Source organism: Breoghania sp. L-A4, from assembly GCF_003432385.1.
GTDB lineage: Bacteria > Pseudomonadota > Alphaproteobacteria > Rhizobiales > Stappiaceae > Breoghania.
Map to the genome: position 1 here is coordinate 1,736,032 of NZ_CP031841.1, position 26,719 is coordinate 1,762,750.

A 26,719-nucleotide genomic window follows, 5' to 3' on the forward strand; every position below is an offset into this window, starting at 1 on the left:
CGCGATGCTGGAGCTGATCGGCGTCGAGGCCAGCTATGGCGACAGCCAGGTGCTGTTCGACATGTCGTTCAATGTGGAGGCGGGTGAAGTCGTGACGCTCATGGGCCGCAACGGCATGGGCAAGACGACGACGATCTCCACCATCATGGGCATGTTGCCGGCGCGCGGCGGCGAGATTCGTGTCGAGGGAAAGCGTGTCGATGGCTGGCCGTCGCACGAGATCGCCCAGAGCGGGCTGGGGCTGGTGCCGGAAGGCCGCCAGATTTTCCCCACGCTTTCGGTGCGTGAAAACCTCGTGGCCACCGCGGCGAACCGCTTCGGCGCGCAGCCCGGCTGGTCGCTGGACCGGGTCTATGCGTTCTTCCCGCGGCTGAAGGAACGGGCGCGCAATCTCGGCTCCCAGCTCTCGGGCGGCGAGCAGCAGATGCTGGCGATCGGCCGGGCGCTGATGACCAACCCGAAGCTGCTGATTCTGGATGAGGCCACCGAGGGCCTCGCGCCGTTGATCCGGCTGGAGATCTGGGAGTGCCTGGAGCGGCTGAAGGGCGAGGGCCAGTCGATCCTCATCGTCGACAAGAATTTCGACGCCCTGGAAAAGCTCGCCGACCGGCACGTCATCGTCGAGAAGGGCCGCGTCGTCTGGGCCGGAACCACAGACGACCTCGCCGCCGTCGAGGAGCTCAAGATGCGCTATCTGGGGGTTTAGACCACGTCACCTTCGGGAGGCCCCGCGAAGATGACGTGGTGGGTGTGATCGCGTTTCTCACGCCACCGCGCGTTCGCGGCGTTGCGTCCTGTCAAAGACCGGTGATGCCAATTGCGCCCGAAACATCCCGCTCGATCCTGAACTGGAAGCAGTTGTTCGTCGACGAGCGCGCGTGCACGAAGGCGATGCGGCTGTCGTCGAGCAGGTTGCGGGCCACTGCCGTGATCTGTGGAACCGGCACGACCTGACCCGTGCCGTAGACGATGCGCTCGTCCGCGCCATAGCCACGCAGGATCAGCGCGCCGCGACTGTCGTACATCTCCGGCAAACTGGTCCCGTCCGCACGGCGCTCGCAAGGGGCGGCGCACAGGAAGATCGGACCCACTTCGGCGTAGGGCTGGGTCATTGAAAATGGTCGATGCGCCAGGATGAGATAGTCCTGACCGGCCGGGACACCGCGCAGGCAATGGCGGCAGGGCACGCCGGAGCCATCGGATATATGGCGCTCGGGAGGCTGTCCGTTGGCGTCCAAGCCGCCAGACTGGTAGGCGCGGGCGGTTTCGGTCGGCATCGCCTGAATAAGAATGTCGCTCATGGGTGTCTCCTGTGTCGGGAGTTCATCCATGTCTCACGGGCCGCGATGCCGCGACCCGTTTCCTGCGATTGGATGCGTTTCTCACGCCACCGCGTACCCCGGCCGGTCGCGAAAGATGGCGATCGCGGCATAGCCGCCAAGCGTCATGATGGCGACAGCGGTCGCGAAGATGTCCGCGGTGGCGGGAATCCCAATCGCATTGGCAGTGAAGCCTGCGAGAATGGCGGGCAGGCACATCGACAGGTAGCAAATGATATAGAAGGCCGCGAGCAGTTCGGCGCGCTGGTCTGGCTCGGCGAGCGGCAGGATCATGCCGACGGAGGCGAGAAAACTCGACCCCATGCCGATGCCTATAAGCAGGCTGGCGCCCAACAACACGGGCACATTGCCCATATGGATACCCCCAATCAGGATCGTGACACCGGTTACGATCGCGCTCGAGCCGAGTGTCAGGGTGCTGAACGGTGTCCGGTTGCGCTGCAGGTAGACTGCGACCGCGCCCGCCGACATCAACGCCGACACCACGAGAGCTCCAAGCAACGGCGACTGGATGCCGGTGGATTTGCCGATCAGGGTCGGAATGAGGGACATGTAGAAGCCACCCAGGGTCCACAGCGCGATGATGATCGGCACGGTCAGCGCCAGGGCCCGGCGGGCCTGGACCGGCACCACCACGCGAGGTTTGAGCGAGGCGAGTGCGCCCGGACGCGGCACAATGGTTTCCGGGATTCGCCAGATCGCTAGCGCCAGCAGCAAATTGACGGCGAGCATCACGATGTAGATCAGCCGCATGGGAGCGGGCGCGAAGGTCACCAGCACGCCGGAGAGGGCCGCGCCGATCGCCATGCCGATGAGGGGCGACAGGCTGTTGATCAATGGGCCGTGCCGACGGCTGGAGTCGACGAGCGCCGCGCCGATCGAACTTGCGGCCACGCCTGTGGCCAGACCCTGAACAAGACGCGCCGCGAGCAGCGCCATGGTTGAGTCCGCTACGATGAAGACGGCCATGGTTGCGATTTGAAGCAAAAGCGCCACGAAGATCGTCGGGCGGCGGCCGACATGGTCGGAAATCGAGCCCCCGATCAGCAGAGCCGCCAGCAGGCTGACGGCGTAGACGCCGAAGATGGAGGTGATCATCAGCGGCGAGGCGTGCCAGTGCTCCTGATAGAGCCGGTACAGCGGCGTGGGCGCGCCGGCGCCGGCGAAGACCAGGATCAACGTCGCCGAATGAAAGACAAGCGCGGTGGGATGATCGACATCGGCCGGGGTGGCCGTTGCCGGTTTCGCAGTCGTTGACATGATGATAGAGTGCCTTAAAAGCAAATGAATTGCGTTAGGTATATGTAGCGTAGCCTGCGGCTAAAAGCAAATAATTTGCGTTAAGAAAATGAGCTTGGCTCGAAAACGGGAGAATTCTGTGGTTTCGCATGGGCAGACTCGGCCAGGAGGGCGCAGCGCGCGGGTGCAGGCATCGGTGCACAAGGCGACGACGGAGCTTCTGGAGGAGATCGGCCGCGATGCGCTGACGATCCCCGCGATCGCTGAACGCGCGGGCGTGACGCCTTCCACGATCTATCGCCGCTGGGGCGACCTTCAGGAACTTCTGGCCGATGTGGCCGTGGAGCGTTTCCGGCCGGAGGAGGATCCCAAGGATACGGGCGACGCGCGCAAGGATCTGGAATTGTGGGTCGAGGCGTTCGCAGAGGAATTCTCGTCCGCCCCGGGCCGGGAAATGATCCGTGACGTGCTGGCGGGCCGATCCGGCGCGGAAATGCCTGGCGCCGGCAAGCCGGGCAAGTGTTCCGCCTATACGAAGGTGCAGATCGAGGAGATCGCGGCGCGGGCCAAGGCGCGCGGCGTGCCGTTTCCCGACACCACCGCGATCATGGACCACGTCATTGCGCCGCTGGTCTACCGCATCCTGTTCTACGAACCGCCGTCCGCGGAGCTTGTCCGCTCCCTCATCGCCACCGTTTACGAACTGAGCCTGGAAACCGCAACGTAGGGTAGTTCCTGGCGGGCGGCATGCGGGCCGTCTCGAAGGCTTAGCGGCATGCGGCCGCCTCGCTCTTCCTTCGCGTGGACGAAGAGGGCTGCAAGCCTCGGGCTTGCAGCCCTCAATCCGGTAACCCCAGGCTGCCCTAGGCCACCGCGCGGGTCCGGCGTCTGGCCAGTTTCTCCACCACGTTACTGATGATGCGGTGACCGGCTTCCTGGTCCAGCGTCATGATGGACTCGGGGTGGAACTGCACCGCGGCGACGGGCTCGGCGGCATGCTCGATCGCCATGATCACGCCGTCGTCGGTTTCCGCCGTCACCTTGAGCGCGCCGGGCAGCGTGTCCTTGTCGGCATAGAGCGAATGATAGCGGCCGACGGTGACGGGATTTTCCAGCCCGGCGAAGATGCTGCTTTCCGTGGAGACCGTGATCGGCGAGGGCTTGCCGTGCATCGGCACGTTGAGCTGCTTGAGCGAGCCGCCAAAGGCCTCGGTGAGCGCCTGAAGCCCCAGGCAGACGCCAAAGATCGGCAGCCCGCGGGCGCGGGCCCGGCCGATGGTGGCGGCGCAGTCGAAATCGCTCGGATTGCCCGGCCCGGGCGACATGACCACCAGATCGGGGTCGACGTCGTGGAAGATCGTGTCGGACACCGGCGAGCGGTAGGTGACGACCTCGGCGCCGGTCTGGCGGAAGTAGTTGGCCAGCGTGTGCACGAAACTGTCCTCGTGATCCACCAGTAGGATCTTCACGCCTTCGCCGACGCCGGCCGCCTCATGCGCGACGGCCGCCTCATTGACCTTGCCGGCCTCGCGCACAGCCGCGAGCATGGCCGACGCCTTCAGCTCGGTCTCGGCTTCCTCGTCCTCGGGCACGGAGTCGTAGAGCAGTGTGGCGCCGGCGCGCACCTCGGCGATGCCGTTCTTGATGCGCACGGTGCGCAGGGTCAGGCCGGTGTTGAGATCGCCGTTGAAATGCACCACGCCGATCGCGCCGCCGTACCAGGAACGCGCGCTGCGCTCGTGGTTTTCGATGAATTGCATGGCCCAGCGCTTCGGCGCACCGGTCACCGTGACCGCCCAGGTGTGCGACAGGAAGGCGTCGAGCGCGTCCATGCCGTCGCGCAGGATGCCCTCGATGTGATCCACCGTATGGATCAGCCGCGAGTACATCTCGATCTGGCGGCGGCCGATGACGCGCACGGAGCCGGGATCGCAGACGCGGCTCTTGTCGTTGCGGTCGACGTCCGAGCACATGGTCAACTCGGCCTCGTCCTTGGCGGAGTTCAGCAGCTTGCGAATCTGCGCCTCGTCCTCGATCGCGTTCTTGCCGCGGCGGATGGTGCCGGAAATCGGGCAGGTCTCCACCCGCCGTCCGGCGCTGACGCGCACGTACATCTCGGGCGACGCGCCGACGAGGAACTCGTTCTGGCCGAGGTTGATGAAGAAGGAATAGGGGGAGGGGTTGATCTCCTTCAGCCGGCGGCTGACAGCCGAGGGCAGGGACGTGCAGCGCTCGGTGAAGATCTGCCCCGGCACCACCTCGAACAGATCGCCGCGGCGGAAATAGTCGACCGCCTCGCGCACCAGATCGGCGTATTCGCCCGGCGCATGGTCGCCGCGCCCCGGTTCGTGGTTGGCGGGTTCAAAGGCGGCGGACGGGGCGACCGAGGACAGCCCCTCGCTCGACTGGCCGCCGGCGATGAAGTCGTAGTTGTAGACGGTGGCGCGGCGGCCGTGGTGATCGAGGATCAGGACCTCGTCGGGCAGATAGAGCACCACGTCGCGGTGATCCCCGGCGCGCTCCAGCTTCAGCTCGATAGGCTCGAACTGGAAGGCGAGATCGTAGCCGAAGGCGCCGTAGAGACCGAGATACTCGTCCTCGCAGTCAAACAGCGCGACGATGCGGCGGATGACGGAAAACACCGACGGCTGGCGCGAGCGCTCTTCCTCGGTAAACGCGCGCGACGGCTTGGCGATGACGATGTCGATGTGATCGCCCTCGGCCTGGCAGTACGCCACTTCCTCGATCTCCGAGACGGCCGCGCGGATGGCCGGCAGCAGCACCGTGCCGCGCTCATTGAGCGCGGTGATGGTGACGCGGTCGGCCTTGCTTTCCAGCATCAGGGGCGGATTGACGAAGGCCATGTCCCATCGCGTGTAGCGGCCGGGATACTCGTAGTTGGAGGAGAGAACCGCACCGCGTTCGTTGTCGAGCCGGTCGAGCCAGGCGGAGGTGCCGTCTTCATAGTCGGTCGCGCGGGGCGGCGGATGATCTCGATACCGCCGCCGGTGATGTAGCGCTGTTCCGCCGAAAAACTCATAGCCTCAAACCTCCACCTTCGCATCCCGCTCTCGTGCGGGCCCATGCGAATCGCCAAAATCCATACCGCCACAGTGTTCGGAAATTGGACCCCGAAAACGACAAGGCCGCCCGGGGGTCCCTGGGCGGCCTTGTCGTTACGATCTCATGCGCGCATGCGTCGTCACGGCCACCCTATGGGCGCCACCACCAGCCTGCCACTGCTTTGATCAAAATGTTCATGGTCAGTTGGATAGCGCAGTCGCGCGCGCGTTGCAACGGTTGATCGCGATGCGATGATCGCGCCTTGAGAACGCCCTCAGCACAACCAGCAATCCTCGGGCATCTCCGGCTTGGCGACCTCGCCGCCGGACGCGATCCAGTCCATGATACCCTTCTCGACGTTGGCCACATTGATGAAACCGGCGCGCTCCGCCAGATATTTCGACAGCACGGAGCTGCGGCTGCCGGTCCGGCAGATGAAGACCACTTCCTGGGCGGGGTTGGCGATGACCGCCTGAAGCGCCGCGCCGAAACTGGGGTTCGCCTTGCCCTCCTTGTCGAAGAAGGTGATGAGATGGCTGCCGGGGATCACGCCCGTCTGCTGCCATTCGTCGGGGCGGCGGATATCGACGATCGTCGTGCCCGCCGCGATCCTGGCCTTCAGCGCGTCGTTGTCGAGGTCGGTGTAGCTCTTGGCCCGGACCTCGAGCAGCTCGACCTCGAATTTCAGCGTGGCGCCCGGCGGAATCGCGTCGCCCGCGCCGCGCTCGCCGTAGGCGAGTTCCGGCGGAATGATCAGCTCGCGCTTGCCGCCGACCTTCATGCCCTCGACGCCCTGTTCCCAGCCGATGATGACGCGGCGCTCGCCCAGCGTGAAGGCAAGCGGCTGGTTTCGGTCGTGGCTGGAATCGAACTTGGTGCCGTCCATCAGCCAGCCGGTGTAATGCACGATCACCGTCTCGCCGACATTGGCTTCCTCGCCGGTGCCAACGGTGATGTCGCGCGTCTGCACCTCCGCGGCGAACGCGGGCAGCAGGAAAAGGGCGGAAAACAGTGCGGCGAGCATTGATCTGATCATCGGGTCCTCACGGGTCGGGAGGGTCAAAGGGAACGTGTGCAAAAACAGAAGGCATGTGTGTGGCGAAGTCGCGACGAGGCACGGTTTTTCTTCAGAACGTGAAAACGCATCTGGCCCGCATCCGCTCTGCGGGCCGGCGTGGCGTTCACGTCTCCCAAAGCCCCGCCGCGCCGCGCACGCCGGAGCTGTCGCCGTGTCGTGCCCGGACGATCGGCGTGTGCCATTGATCCGAGAACACGAAGGGCGCGATGAGATCCGGCAGGTCGGCGTAGAGTGCATCGATGTTGGACATGCCGCCGCCGAGCACGATGGCGTCGGGATCGAGGATATTGATCAATAGCGCCAGACCGCGCGCGAGCCGCTCGGCGTAGCGGCGGTAGGCGGCCGCGGCCTCCGCGTCGCCCGCTTGCGCGGCCTCGACGATGGCTTGCGGGGAGCGCGCGGTTCCGGTGGTCTCGAAATAGTCGCGCTCAAAACCCGAGCCGGAAATGAAGGTCTCCAGGCAGCCGTTCCGGCCGCACCAGCATCTAGCGCCCGGGTGTTCGTCAGCAGCCACCCACGGCAGCGGCACATGGCCGAACTCGCCGGCGATGCCCTGGTGTCCCTCCAGCGCCTCACCATCGATCGCGATGCCGGAGCCGCAGCCGGTGCCGAGGATCACGCCGAGGACGACATGCGCGCCCGCGACCGCGCCGTCGCGCGCCTCGGAGACTGCGAGGCAGTTGGCGTCGTTCTGCACCCGCACGGGCCGGCCGAAGGCGGACTCCAGATCTCTTTTTAGCGGACGGCCGTTGAGCCAGGTGGAATTGGCGTTCTTCACCAGTCCGGTCGCGGGCGACAGCGTGCCGGGGATGCCGACGCCGATGCTCCCGGCAGTCGCGATCTCCCGCTCGATGCCGAGCACGAGATCGCGGGCTGAGGCGATGCACGCCGAATAATCACCCTTCGGCGTCGCCACGCGGCGGCGGATCAGTTCCGCGCCCGTCTCATCGAGCGCGATGGCCTCGATCTTGGTGCCGCCCCAGTCGATGCCGATGCGGACCGTCATGTCAGTCGCGCTGCACCGGAACGTCGAAGGCCGCGTGCTCGCCGGGCGCGAAATCCTCCGGCTGCTTGCCGTAGGTTTTGAATTTTTCGAGGATTGTTTCCATCTCGGTGTCGTCGAGGATGACCAGCGGGCGCCGAGCGGCCGCCGCGTGCGAGATGGCGATGGTGTACTGGCGGCAGAGCTCCTCGACTTCGCCGGCGAGCCACAGCGCCTTGGCGAGATTCGCGCCGAAGGCGATCTGGCCGTGGTTGGCGAGCAGGCAGGCGGCGCGGCCTTCCAGCGCCCGGTTCATTGCCTCGCTCAGCTCCCCGGTGCCGAAGGTGGCGTAATCCGCGCAACGCAGCGTCGCGCCGCCGGTGACCGCGATCATGTAATGGAACGGCGGAATATCGTGGCGCAGGCAGGAGAGGGCGGCGGCGTGTGTGGAATGCACATGCACGACCGCGCCGGCGTCTTCGTGCTCCCGGTAGATGTCGAGATGCATGCGCCATTCGGAACTGGGCAGCATGTCGCCGGAATAGCCGCCGTCGAGGTCCATCTGCACGATCTGCGCAGGCTCCATCGCCGCGTAGGGCACACCGGAGGGGGTGATGAAAAAACCGTCCTCGTTGCGCGCGGAAACGTTGCCCGCGGTGCCCTGGTTGAGGCCCGCCGCGTTCATGGCCCGGCACGTCTCGATGATCGCATGCCGCAGGGCCGTGTCTGGGTGATGGACAATTTTCGTCATTCTCAAGCCTTAGGCGAGGCGACGAACGCGCGCAAGAGGCAGGGGGGCGGATCGCGCCGTCATGTCTCCCGCTTCGGCCGCCGTTCCATGGTGCGATAGAAGTCGGCGAGCGTCTTGCCGGGTTCATGGCGGAAGCTGTCGCCGCAGTCCCGCATCGTCTCGATCCGGTCGAGGCGGAACATGCGGAAATCCGCGCGCAGCTCGCACCAGGCGACGAGTGTCCAGACCTTGCCCCAGAACCACAGCCCCAGCGGCCGCACGGTGCGCTCGCTCGCGCGCGCCTCGGCATCCAGATAGGACAGCGCCAGACGTGTGCGGGTCTGCACAGACCGCTCCAGCGCGTCGATCAAGGACCGCACCTCCGGCGTCATTTCCGGCGCTATGGCGTGCACCTCGACCTGATGGGCGCGAGCGCGTTCGGCGTCCGGCAGCACGATCTCGATCTTCACCAGCGCCTCCTCGGCCGCGCGCGCCATCGCGGCTCCGCCCCAGGCGCGGATCATCCGCGCGCCGGCTACCAGCGCCACGATCTCGTCATGGGTGAACATCAGCGGCGGCAGGTCGAAACCGTCGCGCATGATGTAGCCGACCCCCGCCGCGCCATCGATGGGCACGCCGGTGGACTGAAGATCGGCGATGTCGCGATAGATGGTGCGCTCGGACACCTCCAGCCATTCGGCGAGCTGCGCCGCGCGAACGAGCCGACCGCCGCGCAGATATTGCACGATCTGAAAGAGGCGGTCGGCGCGTCGCATGGTCTCTGTCCCCGACTATTCCGCGTTGAAACAGCCGCGGACACAGTACTCACGCATCCTGCATACGATCAATTTCCGCATGGTCAATCGTCTTCGCCATGCGCGCACTTTCGAACAGGCCGATGGAATTGCCGTCGGGATCCTGGCAGTAGGCGAAGCGGCCCGGCGGAATCGTGATCGGATCCGACAGCACCGTGCCGCCAGCGGCGTGCAGCCGGTCCATGGTTTGCTCCAGCGCGTCGGGGCAGGCGAGGTGGATCGTCGGGCCTTCCCCCCGGGCGGCGGGCTTGCCGGGATACAGGTGCCCGGCGACGCTGTCGGTGCCGGTGGTGGGGAAGATGGCGATCGGGTTGGGCCCGGTGTCATCCACCTTCAATTCGGTTTTGAACACCGCGCCATAGAACGCGATGGCCTTGTCCATGTCGGTGACCGGGATTTCGGTCCAGACGGTGAAATGATCCGGGGTGAAAGGCTTCGATGCGGACGTCATGGCGTCTCTCCTCAGTGATGCAACGGTTGCAGTCTAGGAGAGGCCTCCTGACAGCCTTCTGTCAGGAGTGTTCCGCCGTGGCCATAAAAACTCCGGTCAGTCGGGCAGCGGGATATAATCCGCCTCGTCGCCGGGCACGATGTCGAAACGGCCGCGGCGCCATTCTTCCTTGGCCTGCTCGATGCGTTCCTTCGACGAGGAGACGAAGTTCCACCACACGTAGCGCTGGCCGTCCATCGGCTCGCCGCCGAGCAACTGGAAGCGGGCATCCGTGCGCGCGGTGATCGAAAGCGCGTCGCCGGGTTTGAACACCAGCAGTTGGCCGGGACCGAAGGTGTCGCCGGCGATCTCGATGTCGCCCGACAGCGTGTAGACGCCGCGCTCCTCGTAGCCCGCGTCGAGCGGAATCGTGGCGCCGGCCTCCAGCGCCACGTCGGCATAGAACATGTCGGAGAAGGTCTTCGTGGGTGCCTTGGCTCCATAGAGTTCACCGGCGATGATGCGCACGCGCGCGCCCGGAGTCTCGATCACCGGCAGCGCCGCCTTGGCGTGATGGGTGAAGTCCGGCGCCGTTTCCTCGGCGTGTCCGGGCAGCGCCACCCAGCTTTGCACGCCGAACAGTTTCGAGCCGGTGGCCTTCACCTCGGGCGCGGTGCGCTCGGAATGGGTGATGCCGCGCCCGGCCGTCATCCAGTTGACGTCGCCGGGCTGGATCGGCTGCGCCGAGCCGAGGCTGTCGCGGTGGTAGATCTCGCCGTCGTAGAGATAGGTGACGGTGGCGAGCCCGATGTGCGGATGCGGCCGCACGTCGATGCCTTCTCCGGTGATGAACTCCGCCGGGCCGACCTGATCAAAGAAGATGAAGGGGCCGACCATCTGCCGCTTGGGCGAGGGCAGGGCGCGGCGCACGGAAAAGCCGCCGAGATCGCGCGCGCGCGGCACGATGATCGTGTCGATGGCGTTGCTGCTGATCGCATCGCCCAGGGTGGGATCGTCGGGCAGTCTGCTCATCTCGGCGTCTCGTGCTTGGGGCGCGGCCGTCGCGCGGGGCGCCCGGGGGACCGATACCGCATCAATACTGCTCCATGACAGTAGCGCCTTACCAAGGGTGAGAGAAGCATCGGGCCGTCGAACGCAGTGTTTCCAATCCTCTACCGGCGATCATGCATGAGGCTTTATCAATGCGCGGGATCAGCATATTGTGAAATCCGGACGTGCCTGCGTGCTGCGTCCGGCCAGGCCTGCCCGAATGCTGCCACATGGAGTCGCTCATTTTGCGAAACCGCGTATTCGGCAAGCGTGGGTCGCGCTGTTCGGGCGCCGCCAGTCGGGACGGTTGCGCGGATGTTCTGGAGGGTTTGGGAGGACCCGCCGATTTATGCAATTTACCTATGACTATGGGCTCGCAATCCTGTCGGTCGTCATCGCCATTCAGGGCAGCTACGTAGGGCTGCTTCTGGCGAAGTCGCTGTCGGGCCATTCTGGCGCCGCCTGGAAGGTCAGGTTCGGCGCCGCGGCCGTTTCGCTCGGCGTCGCCATCTGGGCCATGCATTTCATCGGCATGCTTGCCGTCCGGCTGGATATTCCCGTGGGCTACGATGTGCTGCTGACGCTGGTCTCGGCCCTCGTGGCGGCGCTCGTGGTGGGCGCCGGCCTGTGCTGCGGCCGTGTGCTGCGGCTTGGCCGCTGGAGCCTGGGGATCGGCGGCGCGGCGATGGGCGCCGGCATCGCCGGCATGCACTACATCGGCATGGCGGCGCTGACCGGCGTCACCTGCACCTTCGATCCGGTCATGGTGTCCGCGTCGGTCGCCGTCGGCATGGGCTCGTCCATGCTGGGGCTGTGGCTCTTGTTCGTGCGTGGCCCGGGCCACAACGTGCTGACCTCGGCGGTGGCGCTGGGGGCGGCCATTTCCGGCATGCATTACACCGCCATGGCGGCGGCCACCTTCGAGCCGCTGTCCTCCGTGCAGCCGGTGACCGCGCCGGCCATGTCCAACGACATGCTGGCGATCATCGTCGCCATCATCGCCTTTGCCATTTCAGCGGTCTTCTTCCTCACTTTGCTTCCCGACGAGCCCGGCGAGGAGATGGACGCGCGCGAGGGTGCGGAGCATTGGTCCACGCGTGTCTTCGGCGACATGAACCACGGCGAGCTTGCGGTGCCGCAAGGCATGGCCGGGGAGACGCCGCGAGGCTGGAACGCGGGCTCCTCCGCGGCCCAAGGCGGCGAGATGATCCGTATCCCGGTGAACAAGGACGGAAAGATCATCCTGCTGGCGCCCGAGCAGGTCTATGCCGCGCGCGCCGACGCGCATTACACGAGCATCTTTGACGGCGAGCGCACCTATTTCTGTTCGCTGTCGATCTCGGAGCTGGAAGACCGGGTGCGCAGGGCCGATTTCGTGCGCGTCCACCGCAGCCACCTGGTCAACCTCCGCCACGCCCAGACCCTGCGCCGCAATGGCGAGCAGGGCGTGCTGGAACTCGACGGCGACACCCCCTACCAGGTCCCGGTCAGCCGCACCCGTCTGAAGCCGCTGAAAGTGGCGCTGGGGGTTTGAGAGTCGATTGAACGCTCGCCGCGCCGCGCCGATTGGCGCTCGTCCAGGTCGGGCGACGTGTCTCCTTCACGTAATCCCGGCGAAGTTTAGCGCGAGCCCGGCCGCGGCACACCCGGCAAGGACTGAGACGGGTCCGGGACGGAACCGCAACACCGCGATCAGTGCGACCAGCACCAGAGCCGCCGCGGGGCCGTTGAGCGATGACAAGACGGGCATATCGAGACTGAGCCCGAACGACATGACGGTACGGACCTCGTCGAAGATGACATGCAGGCCGAACCAGACGGCGAGATTCAGGATAACACCCACAATCGCCGCCGTAATCGCGGTCAGCGCGGCTGACAGCACTTTGTTGTCGCGCAACCGCTCGATGAAGGGCGCACCGAGGAATATCCAAAGGAAGCAAGGTGTAAACGTTACCCACGTGGTTAGAAGCCCACCCAGCGTTCCCGCCACCAACGGCGAGAGCCCGCCCGCACCGCGGAAGGCCCCCATGAAGCCCACGAACTGTGTCACCATGATCAGCGGGCCGGGGGTCGTTTCCGCCATGCCAAGGCCGTCGAGCATCTCGCCTGGCGCGAGCCAGCCGAAGTTCTGTACCGCCTCCTGCGCCACATAGGCGAGCACCGCATAGGCACCTCCGAAGGTCACCACAGCCATGACGCTGAAGAAGGCCGCGATCTGCGCAAAGATGTTGGCAGGTCCGAACACGGCGAACAGCAGGGCCGCCGGAGTCAGCCAGAGGATGAGGAATACCGCTGATACACGAAAGGCCCACGCACGGTTGACCTGTGTGTGGGCAGGTGACTCTTCGCCCAGCAATGTGTCGGCGTCGTTGACCTGTATCGCGCCAACCTTGCCATGTCCGCCGCCACCCAGGAAGGCGGGCATACCTGCGCGGGCACCAAAAAGTCCGATCATCCCTGCGGCCAGGATGATCAGCGGAAACGGTACTGCGAAACCGAAGATCGCGATGAAGGAGGTCGCGGCAATGGCCCGCATCGCGGCATTTCTCAAGGCGCGCGACCCGATGCGGATCACGGCCTGTATGACGATGGCCAGCACCGCTGCTTTGAGCCCGAAAAACAGCGCTTGGATGGGGCCGACGTTGCCATAAAGCGCATAGACCCAACTGAGCGCCATGATCGACACCACACCCGGCAGGACAAAAAGGGCGCCCGCTATGATGCCGCCCAAGGTGCGATGCATTAGCCAGCCGATATAGACGGCAAGCTGCATCGCCTCCGGGCCGGGCAGTAGCATGCAGTAGTTGAGCGCGTGCAGAAACCGCTTCTCGCCCAGCCAGCGTTGCTCCTCGACAAGGATACGGTGCATGAGCGCGATTTGCCCGGCGGGACCGCCAAAACTCAGCAGCCCGATCCGCGCCCAGATGTGAGTGGCCTCGGCGAGCGTGGGATATCGACGGCCCTTCACCGCTCTGCCTTTGGTGTGTTCGTGGGCCAGTTGTGGGTCTCCTCACTCGCGTCACGCGCCCAGCGATAGAACGCGTCGTAGAGCAGCATTCCGGCCTTGAGTTGCTCCAGGTCGTCTGAATACATCCGAGACAATCCCAGCGACGCCGCGAGCAGACCCGCCGCCTCAGGGGCGAGGTCGAGCCGGGCGGTATCGGCGCCGCGAACGATGGTCGCGAGCCTGTCGAGCGCGGGAATGGTCAGACCGAATTCCGCCAGCAGCACGTCGAAAGTGCATAGCGTCTCCCGGTGGCTCCAAAACACGTCCTCGATGTCGAAGGGAGTACCATTGTAGCGCTCGGCAACCGCGGTCACTTCCGCGGGGGCTACAAACAGGAACACCGCGCGGGGATCAAGGAACCTGCGAATTAGCCAGGGGCAGGCGATGCGGTCGATCTTCGGGCGCGATCGCGTAACCCAGACGGTGCGGCCCTGGGCGTCGCGTTGCGGCAACTTGGCGGGATCGATCAATGGCAAACCGGCGGCGCGCCATGCCTCGAACCCGTCCTCGAGGTATTCCGAGACACAGCCCTCCGCGCGGAGCCATGCGGCTGTGCCCTGGCTGCGCCGGTGTCCGGCCTGGCAAACAGCAATGGTTGGCTGATTTCCCAACTGCGCGGCGAGATCGGCAAGCGCCTGGTCGTCAACTCTGGTCGCACCGGGCAGGAGCCTCGGGTCGGCCATGAAGTCGTCCTCAGAGCGGACGTCAAGCAGAATAGGTGTGCGTGGGGTTCCGATGATGCGGGCGAGCTTGTCACAGGAAATGGCATTGGGCGCAGACATGTGCGTTCCTCCGTCTCCGGGGTTGATGTGGAACGCGATCTTCGGCTGGCGCCTCGTGGGGAGCTCGCAATCCCCATGCAGTCAGATAAGGAAATGAGGGAAGCGAAGTCAAGAACTCTATGCGCTTCAGCACATTATACTGCCAACGGTTGCTGTGAGCGACTTGTAGGATCATGTTTGCGGTCCGGCCCGCTACCCGTAGCGCCGCTTGGCCTCGATCGCCAGACCCAGGCCGACGGAGCCGAAGCGGTCGCCGTCGATGACCTGGGCGTCGGGGAAGGTGTGCGTGATCGCTTCGCGGACGTTGGGGATCTGGCTGGTGCCGCCGGTGAAGAAGATGGCGGAAATCGCCTCCGGCGTCAGCCCCGACTCGGCGACGCAGGCGAGCGATGCGCCGCGCAGGCGTTCCCGCAGCCGCGCGGTGGTCCGTTCGAAGCTGTCGCGGGTCGCGGTGACGGTGAGGCCCGCCTCGATCCAGTCGAGCGCCGCTTGATACGCGGGCGCTGACGACAGGGCGATTTTCGCCGCCTCCACCTCGATCAGCATGCTGTGGCCCTTGCGCTCCTCGATGATATGGATCAGCCGATCGATGAACTCGGGCCGCTGCGCGACCTGCCGGGTGTGGCGGATCTCGATGAGTCGTTTGGGATCATAGAGATGGTGGATGTCGGCCCAGTTCGACAGGTCCCAGTAGGGGCCCGCCGGAATTTCCAGATCACCCCGTGTCTGCAGCGTCTCGTGGCCGAGCGTCGGCATGAAGGCGCTTATGCTCAAGGTTCGGTCATAATCCGTGCCGCCCAGGCGCAGGCCGCCGTTGGCGAGGATGTCGCGGGCGCGGTCGTCGGCGACGTTGCGATCGGGCGACAGACGCACGACGGTGAAATCCGAGGTGCCGCCGCCGAAGTCGGCGATCAGCACGATGCGTTCCCGATCGATCCGGCGCTCGTAGTCGAAGGCGGCGGCGACGGGCTCGAACTGGAAGGAAACATCCGAAAAGCCGATCTCGCGTGCGATGCGCAGCAGGGTCGCCTCGGCCTGGGCGTCGGCCTCGTCCTTGTTGTCGACGAAATGCACCGGGCGGCCCAGCACCACATGATCGATGGGCGCCCCGGCGGCGATTTCCGCGCGCGCCTTCAACTCGGCGATATACAGGCGGATCACCTCCGAAAAGGCGATGCGGCGCTTGTAGACCTGCGTCCGGTCCTCGATCAGCGAGGAGCCGAGGATCGACTTGAGCGAGCGCATCAGCCGTCCCGTCGCGCCCTCCACGTAGGCGCGCATGGCGGCGCGGCCCACCAGGAAGGCGTCCTGCGGTTCCGTGCCGAAGAACACCGCACTGGGAATCGTTACCTCGTCGCCTTCCAGGGGCAACAGGCGCGGCGCGTTCTCCGCGTGGATGGCGAGGGTGGAGTTCGAGGTGCCGAAATCCAGCCCGCAAGCAAGGTGCGTCACGAGAATGCCTCTGTCGGTGTCGCCATGGCAGGGCGCGGGGAAAGCGCGTCCGGCGGGGATGGCGCGGATCGGAACGGTGCACGAAACCTGCGTGCGGTGCGCGGCCGGGAGCGCCTTCTACAGGGATCCGGCCCCGCCTGTCGAGCCCGGACGCGGCCGGCACCGCGAATCCGGCCTCCACGGAACCACAAAGACGAGGCATTTCGCCGCTCATGCGGGCCTCCCGTCATTCGTGCGGCATATTCCGTCGTTCGTGCAAAACGCCTTGTCTCTCATGGAATTGAGCACCGGGGCGCGGCGCGATCAGGCACCATGTTGTCGTATCGCACACCCGCTGATGGGGCTGAGGAGAGCACCGCGGCGGGCCGAAAATGGGAGGACGATTGTGATACCGGGAACCTTTTCCTACTACCGGCCGGATTCCGTCGACAAGGCAGTCGCCCTGCTCACCGAACTGGGTGAAGAAGCGCGGCCGCTCGCCGGAGGCCACAGCCTCATTCCGATGATGAAGCTGCGCCTGGCGCAGCCGGAGCATCTCATCGACCTCAGCCAGATCGCCGCACTGAAGAGCATCACGCGTGAGGGCGACACGGTCGTCATCGGCGCCATGGTGTCGCAGCACGACATGATCGACTCGGCCGAGATCGCCGCGAGCCTGCCGATTCTCATCGAGACCGCCAAACTGATCGCCGATCCGCAGGTCCGCTATGTCGGAACCATGGGCGGCAATGTCGCCAATGGTGATCCCGGCAACGACATGCCGGCGCTGATGCAGTGCCTGGGAGCCACCTATGTGCTGGCGGGTCCCAACGGCACCCGCGAGGTCGCGGCGCGCGACTTCTACGAGGCGGCCTATTTCACCAAGCTCGAGCCGGGCGAACTGCTCACGCAAATCCGGATCCCGGCGTCGCCGGCGGGCCACGGCTACGCCTATGAGAAGCTGAAGCGCAAGGTCGGCGACTATGCGACCGCCGCCGCCGCCGTCGTGCTGACGATGAGTGGCGGGACGTGCGCCTCCGCGGCGATCGCGCTCACCAACGTCGGTGACACACCGCTGCTTGCTGAGGAGGCCGCCAGCGCCCTCGTCGGCACCGTGATCGACAAGGCGGCCATCGATGCGGCTGTCGCGGCGGCGGAAGGCATCACCGATCCTGCGTCCGACGGACGCGGCCCCGCGGAGTACCGCACCAAGATGGCCGGCGTCATGCTCCGCCGTGCGATCGAGCGCGCCAAGACGCGCGCGGCGTGATCCGCGGACCAGGGAGAGGAAACATTCATGGCTAAAACACACGTCAAGATGACCGTGAACGGCAAAGAGGTGGAAGCCCTCGTAGAGCCGCGCACGTTGCTCATTCACTTCATCCGCGAGGAGCTGTCGCTGACCGGCCCGCACATCGGCTGCGAGACCACCCACTGCGGCGCCTGCACGCTCGACATCGACGGCAAGTCGGTCAAGTCCTGCACGCTGTTCGCGGTGCAGGCCGACGGCGCGGACATCCGCACGATCGAGGGCATGGCGGAAGCCGACGGCAGCCTGCATCCGCTGCAGGAAGCCTTCCGCCAGCACCATGGCCTGCAGTGCGGTTTCTGCACCCCGGGCATGATCACCCGCGCCTACCGCCTGCTGCAGGAAAACCCCAACCCGACGGACGAGGAAATCCGCATGGGCATCGCGGGCAACCTGTGCCGGTGCACCGGCTATCAGAACATCGTCAAGGCCATCCGGGCCGCCGCCGAGGTTATGAACGGCGCTGACGCGAAGGAGGCAGCGGAATGAACGACATGACATTGCCGCGCGAGGAGCGCGAAGCAAAACTCGAAGGCATGGGCTGCAAGCGCAAGCGCGTCGAGGATGTGCGGTTCACGCAAGGAAAGGGCAACTACGTCGACGACATCAAGCTGCCGGGCATGCTGTTTGGCGATTTCGTCCGCTCGCCCTATGCCCACGCCCGCATCAAGTCGATCGACACATCGGCGGCCGAAGCGCTGCCGGGCGTCAAGGCGGTGCTGACGGCGGAAACGCTGAAGACCGTCAACCTCGCCTGGATGCCGACGCTGGCCGGCGACGTGCAGATGGTGCTGGCCGACGGCAAGGTGCTGTTCCAGATGCAGGAGGTCGCCTTCGTTATCGCCGAGGACCGTTACATCGCGGCCGACGCGGTGGAACTGGTCGAGGTCGAATACGAGGATCTGCCGGTCGTCATCGATCCGTTCAAGGCGATGGACGCGGATGCGCCGGTCCTGCGCGAGGATCTGGAAGGCAAGATGGAAGGGGCGCATGGCCCCCGCAAGCATCACAACCACATCTTCGAGTGGACGGTGGGCCAGAAGGAAGAGACCGACGCGATCTTCGCCAGTGCGGCGGTCACGACCAAGGACCTGATCTCATACCATCGCTGTCACCCGTGCCCGCTGGAGACCTGCTGCTGCGTCGCCTCGATGGACAAGATCCAGGGCGACCTGACCCTTTGGGGCACCTTCCAGGCGCCGCATGTGGTGCGCACGGTGGCGTCGCTCCTGTCCACGATACCCGAGCACAAGATCCGCGTGATCTCGCCGGACATCGGCGGCGGTTTCGGCAACAAGGTCGGCGTGTATCCGGGCTACATCTGCGCCATCGTCGGCTCGATCGTGCTCGGCCAGCCGGTGAAGTGGGTTGAGGACCGCATCGAGAACCTCGCGGCGACGGCCTTCGCCCGCGATTATCACATGACCACGGAACTGGCGGCCACGGCCGACGGCAAGATCACCGGCCTGCGCTGCCACGTGCTGGCCGATCACGGCGCGTTCGACGCCTGCGCCGATCCGACCAAATGGCCGGCCGGCTTCTTCAACATCGTTACCGGCTCCTACGACATCCCGACGGCGCATGTGGCGGTGGACGGCATCTACACCAACAAGGCGCCGGGCGGCGTGGCTTACCGCTGCTCCTTCCGCGTCACCGAAGCAGCCTATGCGATTGAACGCGCCATCGATCTGCTGGCGCAGAAGCTGAAGATGGATCCGGCGGAATTGCGCCTGAAGAACTTCATCAAGGCGGCGCAGTTCCCCTATCAGTCGGCATTGGGCTGGGAATACGACAGCGGCGACTACGAGACCGCCATGCGCAAGGCGATGGAGGCGGTGGACTATGCCGGGCTTCGCCGTGAGCAGGCCGAACAGCGCGCCGCCTTCGATCGCGGCGAAACGCGCCAGCTGATGGGCATCGGCATCTCGTTCTTCACCGAGATCGTCGGCGCGGGTCCGACCCGCAACTGCGACATCCTCGGCGTCGGCATGTTCGATTCAGCCGAGATCCGCATCCATCCGACCGGCTCGGCCATCGCCCGCATGGGGACGATCAGCCAGGGGCAGGGGCACCAGACCACCTATGCCCAGATCATCGCCACGGAACTGGGCATTCCAGCCGACATGATCGACATCGAGGAAGGCGACACCGACACGGCGCCCTACGGCCTCGGCACATACGGCTCGCGCTCGACACCGGTCGCCGGTGCGGCGACCGCCATGGCCGCGCGGAAAATCAAGGCCAAGGCGCAGATGATCGCGGCGCACCTGCTGGAAGTGCACGAGGGCGATCTGGAGTGGGATGTCGATGGCTTCCGCGTCAAGGGACTGCCGGAAAAGACCAAGTCGATGAAGGAAATCTGCTGGGCGGCCTACAACAACCTGCCGCCCAACATGGAGCCGGGGCTGGAAGCGGTGAGCTACTATGATCCGCCGAACATGACCTTTCCCTTCGGCGCCTATTTCTGCGTGATGGACATCGATGCCGATACGGGCGCGCACACCGTGCGGCGTTTCTATGCGCTGGACGATTGCGGCACGCGCATCAACCCGATGATCATCGAGGGTCAGGTGCACGGCGGGCTGACGGAAGGCTACGCCATCGCCATGGGCCAGGAGATCGCCTACGACGAGATGGGCAACGTGAAAACCGCCTCGTTGATGGACTTCTTCCTGCCCACGGCCGTGGAGACGCCGATCTGGGAGACCGATCACACGGTGACGCCAAGCCCGCATCACCCGATCGGCGCCAAGGGCGTCGGCGAAAGCCCGAACGTCGGCTCCGTGCCGTGCTTCTCCAACGCGGTCAACGACGCCTTCGCCCACCTCGACGCCGGCCATATCCAGATGCCGCATGACAACTGGCGGCTGTGGAGCGTGAGCAAGCGGCTGGGATTGACGGGATAGAAAAATGGGAGCGGCGGCTATTGCCGACATGGCGCGGCCGCTCCCATCATGCCTTCCCACGCGGGCGGGGGGCGCTGAGACCTGGTGGTGGGCGCAATAGTGCCTCTTCCCGGTGTCATCCCGGCTGGAGCGTTAGCGGAAAGCCGGGACCCAGTAATCAACGCCGCCAGTGATCCCGCGAAACAACCGACCCCAATGGTTACTGGGTCCCGGGTCTCGCTGCGCTCGCCCGGGATGACATCACGGGTAAAGTCGTTGATCGACTTCCAGAGATGAATTCAATGTCTGCGCCGAAGGAACGGACTTCCCCATGACCCTCGACAAGGCCGAAATCGCCACGCGTCTCGCCGGTGCCGGATATGTGGCGGACAGTGAACTGGGCACAGCACTCGTCTTGATGGACCTGCTCAAGCGGCCTCTGCTGCTGGAGGGCGAGGCCGGAGTCGGCAAGACCGAGGTCGCAAAGGCCTTGAGCGCGGTTCATGAGGCGCCGCTGATCCGCCTGCAGTGCTACGAGGGGCTGGATGCCTCTTCGGCGCTGTATGAATGGAACTATCAGCGCCAGTTGCTGGCCATCAAGACGCACGAGCGCGACGGGCTCGCGGCCGAGGCGGTCGAGGCGCAGATCTTTTCCGAAGACTATCTGCTCGAGCGGCCGCTGCTGGCCGCCATCCGCTCCAAGACGCCGTCGGTGCTGCTGATCGACGAGATCGACCGGGCGGACGAGGAATTCGAGGCGTTTTTGCTGGAGATCCTGTCGGACTGGCAGGTCTCGGTGCCCGAGCTCGGCACCATCAAGGCGGTGACGATCCCGCGGGTGATCCTGACGTCGAACGGCACCCGCGAGCTCTCCGACGCGCTGCGCAGGCGCTGCCTGTATCACTATGTCGACTATCCCGACGAGGCGCGCGAGACCCGCATCCTGCAGGCCCGGCTGCCGGACATCGACACCAGCCTGGCGATCGAGATCGCGCGCATGGTGGCGATGATCCGCAAGGAGGACCTTTCCAAGGTTCCGGGCGTGGCCGAGACCGTCGACTGGGCGGCCGCGCTCGTCGGCCTGGGGGTCAAGCATCTCGCCGACCAGCCCGAAGTCATCCACGAGACCCTGCTGTGTCTGCTCAAGACCCGGTCCGACCAGGCGTCGATGACCCGCGAAGTCACCGACCGTCTGCTGGGAAAGGTGGCCTGACATGAACGCCGCGTCCGCATCGCGCGAGGCCGGTGAGGTCGGGGATGCCGCCGGCGCCGCCGTGCGCGCGCGCATGACCGGTTTTCTGAAGACCCTGCGCGACAACCATTTCGCTGTGGGGCTGGATGAAGCACGCGACGCGCTGGTGCTGGCTGAGGCGGGTTATGGCCGCCGCGCGTCGGCGCTGCGCCCCGCGCTCCGGGCCCTTTTGTGCGCGCGCCCGGCCGACTGGCAGCGGTTCGAGGCGCTGTTCGACGCGCATTGGCTGGGTCGCGGCGTGCGTGCGGCAACGATGATCGCGGGCCAGCCGCAAAAGGCGCCGGCCGGCGTCAACCGGGTGGCGGGAAAGCCCGGGGCGCAGGGCGCGCCCGACGGACTGCCGGACCATGTGGAGCGCGGCGGCGACACGGAAGCGGCCGGCGAGGGCGAGGCGACGCGCGGCGGCGCATCGCGCGCCGAGGTGCTGGAGACGACCGACCTGCGCCATGTGGCGGATCCGGACGCCATCGCCGAAGTCAACGCGCTGGTGGAGCGGCTGGCGCGGCGCATGCGCTACCGGCTGACCCGGCGCGAGCGGCTGCGCCGCAAGGGACGGCGCATCGATCTGCGCGCCACCATCCGGCATTCGGTCGGGCGCGGCGGGGAGCCCATCGACCTGATGCGGCGCAAGCGCCGCGAGACGCCGCTGCGCATCGTGGCGCTGCTCGATGTTTCGGCGTCCATGAGCCAGTACAGCGCGTTCTTCCTGCGCTTTCTGCATGGTATTCTGGATCATGTGCGCGAGGCGGACGCCTTCCTGTTTCATACGCGGCTGGTGCACGTCTCGCCGGTGCTTCGGGAAAAGGATCCGCAAAAGGCGCTGGACCGGTTGTCGCTGGTCGCGCGCGGTTTCTCCGGCGGCACGAAGATCGGCGAGAGCATCGCCACCTTCAACCGGCAGCATGCGGCGCGGGTGGTGCATGGCCGCACGGCGGTGATCATCATGAGCGACGGCTACGACACCGGAGACGCGGAAGGGCTGGCCGAGGCGCTGGCGAGTTTGCGCAAGCGCACCCGGCGCATCGTCTGGCTCAATCCGATGGCCGGCTGGGACGACTACGCGCCGCTGGCCGCCGGCATGCAGGCGGCGCTGCCGTATCTCGATCTTTTCGCTCCCGCGCACAATCTCGAAAGCCTCGCGGAACTCGAACCCTATCTCGCCCGTATCTGAACGGGAGGACACCAATGAGCGATCTCAAGGAAACCGTTCTCGACATGATCGACCGCCTGCGCCACGAGCGCAGGCCCTTTGCCGTGGCAACCGTGGTGCGCACCGTGGCGGCCACGGCCGCCAAGGCCGGCGCCAAGGCCGTGGTGCTGGAGGATGGCACCATGCATGGCTGGATCGGCGGCGGCTGCGCGCAAGGCGCCGTGGCCCGCGCGGTCAAGAGCGCGCTCGCCGACGGCCAGCCCCGGCTGATCTCGGTGCAGCCGCACGAGATCATGAGCGCGGAGGGTGTGGCCCAGGGCGAGGCGCGCGGCGGCGTGGAATACTATCGCAGTCATTGCCCGTCGAAGGGCACGGTGGATGTGTTCATCGAGCCGATGCGCCCGCGTCCTGTGGTGCTGGTCTGCGGCACGGCGCCGGTGGCGCGCGCCGTCGCCGATCTGGCGCCGCGCTTCGGCTTCGAGGTGGTGCTCGCCGCGCCCGAGAAGGACTGGGCGTCGGTGGAGACCGCCGACCGGCGGATCGACGGCTACGAGGCCAGCGCCCTGCCGCAGGGCGACGTGTTCGCCATCGTTGCGACCCAGGGGCGCGGTGATATAAAGGCGCTGACCGGGGTGCTCGCCAGCGACATGGCGCATGTCGCGTTTGTCGGCAGCCGCAAGAAGGCGCAAGCCCTGAAACGCGATCTCGCGGATGCTGGTGTTCCCGAAGCCAGGCTTGCGTCGCTACATGCGCCCGCGGGTCTCGATATCGGCGCCATCACGCCGGAGGAAATCGCCCTGTCGATCATGGCGGAGGTGATCCAGGTGCGTCGCGCCGCCACCCGGCGGAGCGGCGCGAATTCGCAGACGAGCGCGGCGTAGCGGATCACCGTCACTCCTTCAAGAACGGACCATCAACGAGGAAACGATCCATGAAAATGTCTGGCGAAGAGCGCATCGCCGCTCCGCGCGAAGCCGTCTATGCGGCACTGAATGATCCCGATGTGCTGAAGGCCGCCATTCCCGGCTGCAAGGAGCTCAACAAGCTCAGCGACACCGAACTGGAGGCCAAGGTCGGGCTGGCCGTGGGGCCCGTGCGCGCCACGTTCACCGGCGCCGTGACGCTGACCGATCTCGATCCGCCGAGGGGCTACCGCATTGTCGGCGAGGGCAAGGGCGGGGCGGCGGGTTTCGCCAAGGGCGGCGCCACCGTCACGCTGGAAGAGGACGGGAATGCCACGATCCTGCGCTACGATGTGGATGCGGATGTGGGCGGCAAGCTTGCACAGCTCGGCTCGCGGCTGATCGATTCCACCTCGAAGAAACTCGCCAAGCAGTTCTTTGAGAAGTTCGGAAGCATGGTCGAGGAATCCCAGGGCGTGGCTGCCACGCCGGAAGCCACCGGCGGCACGTCCGAACCCGCGTTGGAAGGGGCCGCGATCCCGGCTGCCGATGCGGCGGCGGCACCTGAGCCCAAATACTGGTACCAGGGCCCTCTGGGGATCGTCCCCGTGGCCGTGGCGCTGGCCGTCATGGTTTATTTCTGGTTCGGCCGGTAACGCGACGGGCAGGGCGGCCCCCTCAAGGGGGATGGCCGGCGCGGCTACTCGAAAATAGACCTGCGCGCGGCGACGGCTTCACAAATGAAGTCCGCCGCCGCGCGGACCCTTCGCACGTCGCGCAGGCTCTCGTGATAGGTGATCCAGTAGGCGCGGCGGATGGTGATGTCCGGCAGCACCTGGACAAGATCCGGATCGCGCCGCGCGATGAAGCCGTGCAAGATGCCGATGCCCGCGCCGCCGCGCACGGCCTCCGTCTGGCCCAGCGCCGAGGCGATCTCGAAACGCGCCGACCAGTTCCGGTCGATCTCGGCGGCGTAGTTCAGCGAAGGCGCGAACACCAAGTCATCCACATAGCCGACAAGTTGATGCGCGCCCAGCTCGGCTGTGGACCGCGGCGCGCCGTGCGCCTCGACATAGCCGCGCGCGGCATAGAGGCCGAGGGAATAGTCCACCAGCTTGCGCGCCACCAGCCGGCCGTGCTCGGGACGGCTGACGGTGACCGCGATGTCCGCCTCGCGCCGCGACAGCGAGAAGGAGCGCGGCACCGGCACCAGTTGCACCGTGAGATCGGGATAGTGCGCGGTGAGCTCACCCAGGCGAGGCGCCAGGAAGGCAACACCGAAGCCGTCCGGCGCGCCGATGCGCACGGTGCCTGAAACCTCCACGTCCGTGCCGCCGATCGCCGCGCGCGCGGCCAGCATTTCCGCTTCGATGCGCTCGGCCGCCGGCAGGAACCGCTCGCCCGCCGCCGTCAGCACGCAGCCGTTGGTGCGCCGCTCGAACAGCTTGGTCTGCAGCGCCTCCTCCAGCGCGGTCAGCCGCCGGCCCACCGTGGCGTGGTTCAACCCCAGCCGTTTGGCCGCCGCCAGGATCTGTCCGGAGCGCGCGATGGCAAGAAAAATCCGTGCGTCGTCCCAGTTCATGGCATGCTTTCAGATTGAACGTGAGGGTCAAAATGCGCACATCGGATGCGCTAAGTCGAGTATTGTGTTTCAAAAATTAAAGCACAAAATGCCAGCCACAGAGAATCCGGCCGCGTGCCGGAGGCGAAACACGACGCGGCTCTAAGCCGCTTGGCGAAACAATTCAGGGAGGTCTCCATGACCCAGGAAATCGGTCACTTCATCGGCGGCAAGCATGTTGCGGGCACGTCGGGGCGCTTCGCCGACGTCTACAATCCGGCCACAGGCGAGGTTCAGGCCAAACTGGCGCTGGCCACCAAGGCCGAGCTGCGCGCAGCCGTCGAGAACGCCAAGGCCGCCCAGCCCGCATGGGCCGCGCAGAACCCGCAAAAGCGCGCCCGCGTGATGATGAAATTCGTCTCGCTGCTGCACCGGGACATGGACAAGCTGGCGGAAGCCCTGTCGCGCGAGCACGGCAAGACTATTCCCGACGCCAAGGGCGACGTGATCCGCGGCCTGGAAGTGGCCGAGTTCTGCATCGGCGCGCCGCATCTGCTCAAGGGCGAGTTTTCCGAGGGCGCCGGCCCCGGCATCGACATGTATTCCATGCGCCAGGCGCTGGGCGTCGTCGCCGGCATCACGCCGTTCAACTTCCCGGCCATGATCCCGATGTGGAAGTTCTGCCCGGCGATCGTCGCGGGCAACGCCTTCATCCTCAAGCCGTCGGAGCGCGATCCCTCCGTGCCGATGATGCTGGCCGAGCTGATGCTGGAAGCCGGCGCGCCTCCGGGCATCCTCAATGTGGTCAACGGCGACAAGGACGCGGTCGACGGCATTCTCGACGATCCCGACATCCAGGCGGTCGGCTTCGTCGGCTCCACGGCGATCGCCGAATACGTCTATTCGCGCGGCTGCGCCAACGGCAAGCGGGTGCAGTGCTTCGGCGGCGCCAAGAACCACATGATCATCATGCCGGACGCCGACATGGACCAGGCGGTGGATGCGCTCATCGGCGCGGGCTACGGCGCGGCCGGCGAGCGCTGCATGGCGATTTCCGTCGCGGTGCCCGTGGGTGACGCCACGGCCGACCGGCTGATCGAGAAGCTGGCCCCGCGCGTCGAAAGCCTGAAGATCGGGCCGTACACGGCCGGCGACGACGTCGACTTCGGCCCGCTGGTGACCAAGGAGGCGCTCGCGCGCGTCAAGGGTCTGGTGGACAATGGCGTCAAGGAAGGCGCCAAGCTGGTGGTCGACGGCCGCGGCTTCACCATGCAGGGCTATGAGAACGGCAATTTCATGGGCGGCTGCCTGTTCGACAACGTCACCAAGGACATGGACATCTACAAGACCGAGATTTTTGGTCCCGTCCTGTGCGTGGCGCGCGCCAAGACCTATGAGGAGGCGCTCGACCTGCCGATGAGCCATGAATACGGCAACGGCACCGCGATCTTCACCCGCGACGGCGACGCCGCGCGCGATTTCGCCTCGCGCATCAACATCGGTATGGTCGGCATCAACGTGCCGATCCCCGTGCCGCTGGCCTATCACACGTTCGGCGGCTGGAAGCGCTCCGGCTTCGGCGACCTCAACCAACACGGCCCGGACGCCTTCAAGTTCTACACCCGCACCAAGACCGTCACGGCCCGCTGGCCCTCCGGCGTCAAGGACGGCGCGGAATTCGTCATCCCGACGATGTGAGGGTGTTGGCGGATA

At 66.0% G+C, this 26,719-nt stretch carries 23 protein-coding genes and 1 pseudogene; 11 read left to right on the forward strand and 13 right to left on the reverse strand.

Going from position 1 to position 26,719, the window contains the following annotated elements; all coding sequences use genetic code 11:
• The first annotated feature begins 4 nt into the window (after positions 1 to 4).
• A complete protein-coding gene (locus D1F64_RS08050) occupies positions 5 to 706 on the forward strand; it encodes an ABC transporter ATP-binding protein (RefSeq protein WP_117414500.1) in 702 nt (233 codons plus the stop codon).
• Positions 707 to 797: 91 nt separating this feature from the next.
• On the opposite strand, the gene D1F64_RS08055 is transcribed toward D1F64_RS08050, so the two are convergent.
• Positions 798 to 1,301 carry a DUF1203 domain-containing protein gene (locus D1F64_RS08055; RefSeq protein WP_117414501.1) on the reverse strand — a complete coding sequence of 168 codons (504 nt, stop codon included), beginning with the start codon at positions 1,299 to 1,301 and terminating at the stop codon, positions 798 to 800.
• A gap of 81 nt (positions 1,302 to 1,382) precedes the next feature.
• Positions 1,383 to 2,600: an MFS transporter gene (locus tag D1F64_RS08060; protein ID WP_117412017.1), complete on the reverse strand. Its 1,218-nt coding sequence runs from the start codon at positions 2,598 to 2,600 to the stop codon at positions 1,383 to 1,385.
• Positions 2,601 to 2,688: 88 nt separating this feature from the next.
• Between D1F64_RS08060 and D1F64_RS08065 the strand changes: the two genes are divergently transcribed.
• The gene (locus D1F64_RS08065; protein ID WP_117412018.1) at positions 2,689 to 3,306 is read left to right on the forward strand and encodes a TetR/AcrR family transcriptional regulator; all 618 of its coding nucleotides are present in this window, start codon (positions 2,689 to 2,691) and stop codon (positions 3,304 to 3,306) included.
• A gap of 136 nt (positions 3,307 to 3,442) precedes the next feature.
• Here D1F64_RS08065 and D1F64_RS08070 read toward each other — a convergent pair.
• The 7 genes and pseudogenes from D1F64_RS08070 to D1F64_RS08100 form a co-directional block, all read right to left on the reverse strand.
• Positions 3,443 to 5,619: pseudogene (locus D1F64_RS08070) on the reverse strand (anthranilate synthase component I).
• A 297-nt stretch (positions 5,620 to 5,916) separates the two neighbouring features.
• Positions 5,917 to 6,678, reverse strand: coding sequence for an FKBP-type peptidyl-prolyl cis-trans isomerase (locus D1F64_RS08075; protein WP_117412019.1), 762 nt, complete (start codon positions 6,676 to 6,678; stop codon positions 5,917 to 5,919).
• A gap of 145 nt (positions 6,679 to 6,823) precedes the next feature.
• A complete protein-coding gene (locus tag D1F64_RS08080) occupies positions 6,824 to 7,726 on the reverse strand; it encodes an ROK family protein (protein WP_117412020.1) in 903 nt (300 codons plus the stop codon).
• Position 7,727: 1 nt separating this feature from the next.
• Positions 7,728 to 8,453, reverse strand: coding sequence for a class II aldolase/adducin family protein (locus D1F64_RS08085; protein ID WP_117412021.1), 726 nt, complete (start codon positions 8,451 to 8,453; stop codon positions 7,728 to 7,730).
• 59 nt (positions 8,454 to 8,512) lie between these two features.
• On the reverse strand, positions 8,513 to 9,208 hold the full coding sequence (locus tag D1F64_RS08090; protein WP_117412022.1) for a YafY family protein: 696 nt from the start codon (positions 9,206 to 9,208) through the stop codon (positions 8,513 to 8,515).
• Positions 9,209 to 9,257: 49 nt separating this feature from the next.
• Positions 9,258 to 9,698, reverse strand: coding sequence for a VOC family protein (locus D1F64_RS08095; RefSeq protein ID WP_117412023.1), 441 nt, complete (start codon positions 9,696 to 9,698; stop codon positions 9,258 to 9,260).
• A gap of 96 nt (positions 9,699 to 9,794) precedes the next feature.
• Complete coding sequence (locus tag D1F64_RS08100) at positions 9,795 to 10,709, reverse strand: pirin family protein (protein ID WP_117412024.1); 915 nt, start codon at positions 10,707 to 10,709, stop codon at positions 9,795 to 9,797.
• A 367-nt stretch (positions 10,710 to 11,076) separates the two neighbouring features.
• Between D1F64_RS08100 and D1F64_RS08105 the strand changes: the two genes are divergently transcribed.
• Positions 11,077 to 12,261, forward strand: a complete 1,185-nt coding sequence (locus tag D1F64_RS08105) for an MHYT domain-containing protein (protein WP_162901413.1) — start codon at positions 11,077 to 11,079, stop codon at positions 12,259 to 12,261.
• Between the two features lie 66 nt (positions 12,262 to 12,327).
• Here the strand turns inward: D1F64_RS08105 and chrA are convergent, their stop codons facing one another.
• From chrA to D1F64_RS08120, 3 genes are all read right to left on the reverse strand, one after another.
• On the reverse strand, positions 12,328 to 13,695 hold the full coding sequence (gene chrA / locus D1F64_RS08110) for a chromate efflux transporter (protein WP_117412026.1): 1,368 nt from the start codon (positions 13,693 to 13,695) through the stop codon (positions 12,328 to 12,330).
• Positions 13,692 to 14,516: a sulfurtransferase/chromate resistance protein gene (locus D1F64_RS08115; protein ID WP_117412027.1), complete on the reverse strand. Its 825-nt coding sequence runs from the start codon at positions 14,514 to 14,516 to the stop codon at positions 13,692 to 13,694. Before D1F64_RS08115 ends, chrA begins: the two co-directional genes overlap by 4 nt.
• Positions 14,517 to 14,708: 192 nt before the next feature.
• Positions 14,709 to 15,968 carry an Hsp70 family protein gene (locus D1F64_RS08120; protein ID WP_117412028.1) on the reverse strand — a complete coding sequence of 420 codons (1,260 nt, stop codon included), beginning with the start codon at positions 15,966 to 15,968 and terminating at the stop codon, positions 14,709 to 14,711.
• Positions 15,969 to 16,353: 385 nt separating this feature from the next.
• Between D1F64_RS08120 and D1F64_RS08125 the strand changes: the two genes are divergently transcribed.
• The 7 genes from D1F64_RS08125 to D1F64_RS08155 all read left to right on the forward strand — a co-directional run bounded on the left by D1F64_RS08125 (position 16,354) and on the right by D1F64_RS08155 (position 24,101).
• Positions 16,354 to 17,217: a xanthine dehydrogenase family protein subunit M gene (locus D1F64_RS08125; RefSeq protein WP_117412029.1), complete on the forward strand. Its 864-nt coding sequence runs from the start codon at positions 16,354 to 16,356 to the stop codon at positions 17,215 to 17,217.
• Positions 17,218 to 17,244: 27 nt separating this feature from the next.
• The gene (locus D1F64_RS08130) at positions 17,245 to 17,745 is read left to right on the forward strand and encodes a (2Fe-2S)-binding protein (protein ID WP_117412030.1); all 501 of its coding nucleotides are present in this window, start codon (positions 17,245 to 17,247) and stop codon (positions 17,743 to 17,745) included.
• On the forward strand, positions 17,742 to 20,162 hold the full coding sequence (locus D1F64_RS08135) for an aerobic carbon-monoxide dehydrogenase large subunit (RefSeq protein ID WP_117412031.1): 2,421 nt from the start codon (positions 17,742 to 17,744) through the stop codon (positions 20,160 to 20,162). Before D1F64_RS08130 ends, D1F64_RS08135 begins: the two co-directional genes overlap by 4 nt.
• A gap of 310 nt (positions 20,163 to 20,472) precedes the next feature.
• Complete coding sequence (locus tag D1F64_RS08140) at positions 20,473 to 21,354, forward strand: MoxR family ATPase (RefSeq protein WP_117412032.1); 882 nt, start codon at positions 20,473 to 20,475, stop codon at positions 21,352 to 21,354.
• Position 21,355: 1 nt separating this feature from the next.
• A complete protein-coding gene (locus D1F64_RS08145; protein WP_117412033.1) occupies positions 21,356 to 22,564 on the forward strand; it encodes a VWA domain-containing protein in 1,209 nt (402 codons plus the stop codon).
• Positions 22,565 to 22,578: 14 nt separating this feature from the next.
• Positions 22,579 to 23,424: an XdhC/CoxI family protein gene (locus D1F64_RS08150; protein ID WP_117412034.1), complete on the forward strand. Its 846-nt coding sequence runs from the start codon at positions 22,579 to 22,581 to the stop codon at positions 23,422 to 23,424.
• A 50-nt stretch (positions 23,425 to 23,474) separates the two neighbouring features.
• Positions 23,475 to 24,101 carry a carbon monoxide dehydrogenase subunit G gene (locus D1F64_RS08155; protein WP_117412035.1) on the forward strand — a complete coding sequence of 209 codons (627 nt, stop codon included), beginning with the start codon at positions 23,475 to 23,477 and terminating at the stop codon, positions 24,099 to 24,101.
• A 44-nt stretch (positions 24,102 to 24,145) separates the two neighbouring features.
• Here D1F64_RS08155 and D1F64_RS08160 read toward each other — a convergent pair whose 3' ends face one another.
• Positions 24,146 to 25,027 carry a LysR family transcriptional regulator gene (locus D1F64_RS08160; RefSeq protein ID WP_117412036.1) on the reverse strand — a complete coding sequence of 294 codons (882 nt, stop codon included), beginning with the start codon at positions 25,025 to 25,027 and terminating at the stop codon, positions 24,146 to 24,148.
• 177 nt (positions 25,028 to 25,204) lie between these two features.
• Between D1F64_RS08160 and D1F64_RS08165 the strand changes: the two genes are divergently transcribed.
• Positions 25,205 to 26,704, forward strand: a complete 1,500-nt coding sequence (locus D1F64_RS08165; protein ID WP_117412037.1) for a CoA-acylating methylmalonate-semialdehyde dehydrogenase — start codon at positions 25,205 to 25,207, stop codon at positions 26,702 to 26,704.
• Positions 26,705 to 26,719 lie beyond the last annotated feature (15 nt).